Source organism: Methylophaga sp. UBA1464 (genome assembly GCF_002325665.1).
GTDB lineage: Bacteria > Pseudomonadota > Gammaproteobacteria > Nitrosococcales > Methylophagaceae > Methylophaga.
Genome location: NZ_DCSO01000087.1, coordinates 3,699 through 9,017, shown reverse-complemented (window position 1 = coordinate 9,017; position 5,319 = coordinate 3,699). Strand labels below are relative to the sequence as shown.

Genomic DNA, 5,319 nt, shown 5'->3' with positions numbered 1-5,319 from the left:
GTCCCCGCTCTGCATCTTCACGAACATCGCGAATTATGTTGGTCAGTTGAAAGGCGAGGCCGAGTTTCTCAGCAAACTTTAAGGTTTTTCGGTCAGAAAAACCGAAGATTTGTGCGGAAAGTAAGCCCACCACACTGGCAACGCGATGACAGTACAAGGCCAGATTTTTATATGCTGGATATCGATGCTGGGTTAAATCCATTTCCATACCATCAATAATTTCGTGAAAATATTCTTCATGCAGATCAAAGTCGTGCAAAGTTTCTGCTAATGCTTTGCCAACCGGATGCGTCGCTTGCCCAGCAAATGTCCGGGAGATTTCCTGACGCCACCAAGCCAGTGTCTGTGCAGCCACAAGTGGATCACTTATTTCATCAACGGCATCATCAACCTCACGGCAAAAAGCATATAAGGCCATGATAGCCTCACGTTTTTTGACAGGTAAAAAAAGGAAACTGTAGTAGAAACTTGAACCGCTTTTCGCCGCTTTATCCCGGCAATATTGCTGCGGTGTCATTTTAATAAACGCTCGACAATTTTGCCGTTGACCAGATGGGTGTCGATGATTTCATCAATATCGGCTTTGTCATGGTATTGATACCAGACACCTTCAGGATAAATAACCATAACTGGTCCCAATTTACAGCGGTTAAGACAACCGGAATTATTGACCCGGACTTTTTTTAATTTGAGGTCTTTCACCCGCTGTTTGGCATAGTCACGTAGTGACTGCGCGCCGTGTTCCTCACAGTAATCAGAGCCATCATCACGCTGATGTGTGCAAATGAACATATGATATTTGTATATTTCAGCCATAGTGTCGATTCAGCTTAACGAAGCCGGAATAAATATGTAAAAGCGGAAGTCGTGTCGTCATTTATCCTCTATTAAAAATGTCGTGAAACAGCGAAATCAGCCAGTCCAATCAAGGCGGATTTGTACTCTGAGTCGGGAATAATGATGAGCTTGTCTTTTGCCTGCTTCGCCTCATTGAGAGCGGCTGAAGCGGTATAATCAATAGCGCCAGTGATGTGGATAATTTCAATAATGTCCTCAATTTTATCGCGCTGGCCTTGTTCGATTGCTTCTCGAATAATGGCTGACTGTTCGACGGTACCATTTTGCATGGCATAGATCAGCGGTAAAGTCGGTTTGCCTTCAGCCAGATCATCACCAATATTTTTACCGATAGTTTCACTGGATGCACTGTAATCGAGTAAATCATCTACCAGCTGAAAAGCGCTGCCAAGGTGCATGGCGTAATTAGCCAAAGCCATTTCAATCTCGTCGGAGGCATTACTGATGAGAGCGCCCAGCTGACCGGCTGCTTCAAATAATTTGGCTGTTTTATGATGAATGACTTGCAGATAGCGTTCTTCAGTCGTATCGGCATCATGTACATTCAACAGTTGCAATACTTCACCTTCCGCAATGACGTTTGTGGTGTGGGAAAGGATTTGCATCAAACGCATCGAATCAAGTTCCACCATCATTTCAAACGCACGGGTATAGAGAAAGTCACCGACCAATACACTGGCTTCATTTCCCCAGACACTGTTCGCTGTTTCCTGACCACGCCGCATAGTGGAATTATCAACTACATCATCATGCAGCAAGGTTGCAGTGTGAATAAATTCGATAATAGTCGCAAGATTGATATGCGCAGAAGCCTGATGATTACAGGCTCGGGCGCTGAGCAGTGCAATAGCGGGACGCAAGCGTTTTCCACCACTATTAATAATGTAATGTCCAAGCTGGTTTATTAATACAACCTCAGATTGCAGCCGATGTTGTATCATTGCGTCAACTGCATCCATATCCTGCTGGATAAGTGCGTAAATGGATTGTATATCCACGGGGCGTTTGTCTGCCTGTCTAGATTAATTAAACGCGTACTTTCTCATGGGTCACGGTGATTCGCAAATAATTCAATTTGCATTTGATCTGTATGTAGAAAGCAGTTAAAATTCCCGGTCTTTTGTTGGGTTACCCACAATAACATTTATTTTTTTGGAGAAAGCGATGTACGCTATTGTCGCGACTGGTGGTAAGCAGTACCGAGTTAAAGAGGGCGAAAAGCTCCGTATTGAAAAACTATCCGCAGAAGCCGGAGATACGGTTGAGCTGGATAAAGTTCTGTTGGTAGGTGAAGGCGATGACATTAAAGTCGGCGCTCCTTACCTGGAAGGCGCCAAAGTCACTGCAACTGTGTCAGCCAATGGCCGTGGTGATAAAGTCAAAATCATCAAATTTCGTCGTCGTAAGCACCATCGGAAACAGATGGGGCATCGCCAATCTTATACAGAAATCGAAATCACTGGCATCAGCGCCTAAGATTGACAAATTTAAAGAGGACTTAACATGGCTCATAAGAAAGCTGGCGGTAGTACCCGCAACGGTCGCGATTCCGAGTCGAAACGCCTTGGTGTTAAACGCTTCGGTGGAGAAGCAGTATTAGGCGGTAACATTCTGGTTCGTCAACGCGGCACCCGTTACCATGCAGGTCGTAATGTTGGTATCGGTAGAGACCACACCTTATTCGCGACAGCCAATGGTAAAGTGGTATTCGAAACCAAAGGTGCGAACAATCGCATGTTTGTCAGCGTTATCGCTGAATAAAGATTTTGTTAGCCCGTTGGGGCAAACAGCTGAAAGCCCCGCTGATGCGGGGTTTTTTGTTTGTGGCAATTATTAAAAAAATTATCTGGTCGGCAGTATGAAATTTGTTGATGAAGCGAAAATAAAAATCAGCGCGGGTGCCGGCGGTAATGGTTGCCTGAGCTTTCGTCGTGAAAAATATATCCCTTTCGGTGGTCCGGATGGTGGTGATGGAGGCGATGGAGGTGATGTGTATCTGCTGGCAGATACACAAGTTAATACGCTGATCGATTTTCGCTATAAACGTAACTTTAAAGCCCAACGTGGCGAACATGGCCGCGGCAAACTTTGCAGTGGTGCCCGTGGCGAAGATTTAATTATTAAAGTGCCTGTCGGGACGGAAGCCTGGGATGAAGATACCAATGAACTGATTGGCGATTTGGCCAAGCATGGTGACAAACTGATGGTCGCCAAAGGTGGCTGGCATGGTTTGGGTAATGCACGTTACAAATCCAGTATTAATCGTGCGCCACGTCAAACCTCAGACGGAACGCCAGGCGAAGAGCGTACATTGCGCCTTGAAATGAAATTACTAGCCGATGTTGGATTATTGGGACTACCCAATGCCGGAAAATCGACCTTTATCAGTCAGGTTTCTGCTGCCCAGCCCAAAGTGGCCGATTATCCTTTTACCACTTTGCATCCAAACCTTGGTGTGGTGACTCTCAGAGATGTACGCAGCTTTGTTATTGCCGATATTCCCGGGCTGGTGGAAGGCGCGGCGGAAGGTGCCGGTTTAGGTATCCAGTTCCTTAAGCATTTAACACGCACTCGATTGCTGTTGCATCTGGTTGATATGGCACCCGTTGATGTGAAACAGGATCCGGTGGAAAGCGTTAACATTATTAATCGCGAATTACTTCACTACAGTGAAGCGCTGGGTAAACAGCCGCAATGGCTGATTCTCAATAAGATGGATTTGGTGCCGGATGATATCCGTGATGAGCTCACTCAGGAAGTGTTAACGCGTCTGGATTGGCAAGGACCGGTCTACAAAATCAGTGGACAGACGGGTGAAGGTTGCGCGAAGTTGTGTGAAGATATCATGCAATACTTGGATGATTTACGTCAGAGTGAGCAGCCTCCCGCTAAACCCATCGAGGACTAACTGTGGAAAATCCGCATCAGCAACTTTTATCAACCAAACGTTGGGTGATTAAAATTGGTAGTGCTTTACTAACCAAGCCGGGAGAAGGCTTGGATGTGGATCGCATTCGCTGGTTAAGTGGCGAAATAGCCGAGTTGAGAAATCAGGGTAAAGAGATCGTTCTGGTCACCTCCGGCTCAGTTGCTGCGGGTATGCAAAGACTGGGCTGGCGGCGTCGTCCCCATGCCTTACATCAGTTACAAGCCGCAGCCAGTGTGGGTCAGATGGGGCTTATCCATGCTTACGCTACAGCTTGTGAGCAACATGGCATTCATACTGCACAAATTCTACTGACTCATTCTGATTTAGCTGATCGTGGCCGCCATTTGAATGCACGCAGTGCATTACACACTTTGCTGGATATGGGTATTCTGCCGGTTGTGAATGAAAACGACACCATTGCTACCGATGAAATCCGTTTTGGGGACAATGATACGCTGGCGGCAATGACCGCCAATCTGGTTGAAGCCGATGTATTGGTTATCCTGACTGATCAGGATGGCTTATTTGATAGTGATCCACGGTTAAATCCAAATGCCAGAATGCTGGCGGCTTCTGCCGCGAGTAATTCAAATCTGGACGCTATGGCCGGTGACAGTAAAGGTGAGTTAGGCCGTGGCGGTATGGCAACCAAATTAGCGGCGGCCAGACGTGCCGCGAGATCCGGTGCCACGACAGTGATTCTATCTGGAAAACATCCGTTGAATTTACGTCACCTGGCAGCTGGCCAGGGCGTGGGTACGTTGTTGTGGCCCGATATGAAACCGATTAAAGCTCGCCAGCAATGGCTTGCCGGACATTTAATTCCCAAAGGACGATTAATGCTGGATGATGGCGCAGTAGCTGTGATCAAACAGCATGGCCGCAGTATTTTACCGGTTGGGGTACGTCAGGTTGATGGGCAGTTTACTCGTGGTGAATTAGTGTTATGTACAGACTTGCACGGGCGGGAAGTTGCAAGGGGCCTGGTGAACTACAATGCTGATGAGGCCGTAAGAATTATGGGGCAGCCCAGTCAGGCGATTCAAAGTTTATTGGGATATGTTGATGAGCCGGAGTTAATCCATCGGGATAATCTGGTCGTTACGGGATAAAGGACAGACATAAAAAAACCGGCGTTAGCCGGTTTTTTTTAGCTGATTCTATAGAACAGTCAATTACATCGCACGGACAGCGTTGTTTAAACGGCTTTTGCCACGAGCAGCAGTATTTTTATGAATCAGGCCTTTACGTGCCATACGATCCAGAACGGGTACGGCAGCTTGAAATGCAGCCACGGCTTGTTCTTTATCACCAGCGATAATCGCTTTTCTGAGTGCTTTAACTTTAGTACGCATCGCAGAACGCTGACTAGCGTTTAATTGACGGTGTGTTTCCGCCTGACGGGCGCGTTTTTTTGCTTGTGCTGAGTTTGCCAAAGTGTTTCTCCTAAGAATCAGCTATTTGTATATGAACCGGGCATTATCCTGATTTTGCTTCCATTTGTAAATGGTATGATGCTGTCTTTTTTCAAG

Annotated in this window: 8 protein-coding genes; 4 read left to right on the top strand and 4 right to left on the bottom strand. The window is 46.6% G+C overall.

What is annotated here, in order from left to right:
* The 3 genes from B3O33_RS11260 to ispB form a co-directional block, all read right to left on the bottom strand.
* The coding region (locus B3O33_RS11260) for a squalene/phytoene synthase family protein (protein WP_292363605.1) at positions 1–517 on the bottom strand (517 nt) is incomplete at its 3' end.
* Positions 514–816 (bottom strand): (2Fe-2S) ferredoxin domain-containing protein, encoded by a 303-nt coding sequence (locus B3O33_RS11255; protein WP_292360579.1) that lies wholly within the window; start codon positions 814–816, stop codon positions 514–516. The genes B3O33_RS11255 and B3O33_RS11260, both read right to left, overlap by 4 nt.
* A 71-nt stretch (positions 817–887) precedes the next feature.
* Positions 888–1,856 carry an octaprenyl diphosphate synthase gene (ispB, locus tag B3O33_RS11250; RefSeq protein WP_292360578.1) on the bottom strand — a complete coding sequence of 323 codons (969 nt, stop codon included), beginning with the start codon at positions 1,854–1,856 and terminating at the stop codon, positions 888–890.
* A 166-nt stretch (positions 1,857–2,022) separates the two neighbouring features.
* Here ispB and rplU point away from each other — a divergent pair, with 166 nt between their 5' ends.
* From rplU to proB, 4 genes are all read left to right on the top strand, one after another.
* The gene (gene rplU, locus B3O33_RS11245) at positions 2,023–2,334 is read left to right on the top strand and encodes a 50S ribosomal protein L21 (protein WP_292360576.1); all 312 of its coding nucleotides are present in this window, start codon (positions 2,023–2,025) and stop codon (positions 2,332–2,334) included.
* A 27-nt stretch (positions 2,335–2,361) separates the two neighbouring features.
* Positions 2,362–2,619 (top strand): 50S ribosomal protein L27, encoded by a 258-nt coding sequence (rpmA, locus tag B3O33_RS11240; RefSeq protein WP_014705802.1) that lies wholly within the window; start codon positions 2,362–2,364, stop codon positions 2,617–2,619.
* Between the two features lie 97 nt (positions 2,620–2,716).
* Positions 2,717–3,766, top strand: a complete 1,050-nt coding sequence (gene cgtA / locus B3O33_RS11235) for an Obg family GTPase CgtA (protein WP_292360574.1) — start codon at positions 2,717–2,719, stop codon at positions 3,764–3,766.
* A gap of 2 nt (positions 3,767–3,768) precedes the next feature.
* Complete coding sequence (gene proB / locus B3O33_RS11230; RefSeq protein WP_292360572.1) at positions 3,769–4,899, top strand: glutamate 5-kinase; 1,131 nt, start codon at positions 3,769–3,771, stop codon at positions 4,897–4,899.
* A gap of 63 nt (positions 4,900–4,962) precedes the next feature.
* Here proB and rpsT read toward each other — a convergent pair whose 3' ends face one another.
* Entirely contained in the window at positions 4,963–5,223 is a 261-nt protein-coding gene (rpsT, locus tag B3O33_RS11225) for a 30S ribosomal protein S20 (RefSeq protein WP_292360570.1), read from the bottom strand.
* Positions 5,224–5,319 lie beyond the last annotated feature (96 nt).

Bases quoted from the DNA above. Each gene is read 5' to 3' on its own strand.
- B3O33_RS11255 (WP_292360579.1), bottom strand. From the start codon at position 816: ATGGCTGAAATATACAAATATCATATGTTCATTTGCACACATCAGCGT.
- rplU (WP_292360576.1), top strand. From the start codon at position 2,023: ATGTACGCTATTGTCGCGACTGGTGGTAAGCAGTACCGAGTTAAAGAG.
- rpmA (WP_014705802.1), top strand. From the start codon at position 2,362: ATGGCTCATAAGAAAGCTGGCGGTAGTACCCGCAACGGTCGCGATTCC.
- cgtA (WP_292360574.1), top strand. From the start codon at position 2,717: ATGAAATTTGTTGATGAAGCGAAAATAAAAATCAGCGCGGGTGCCGGC.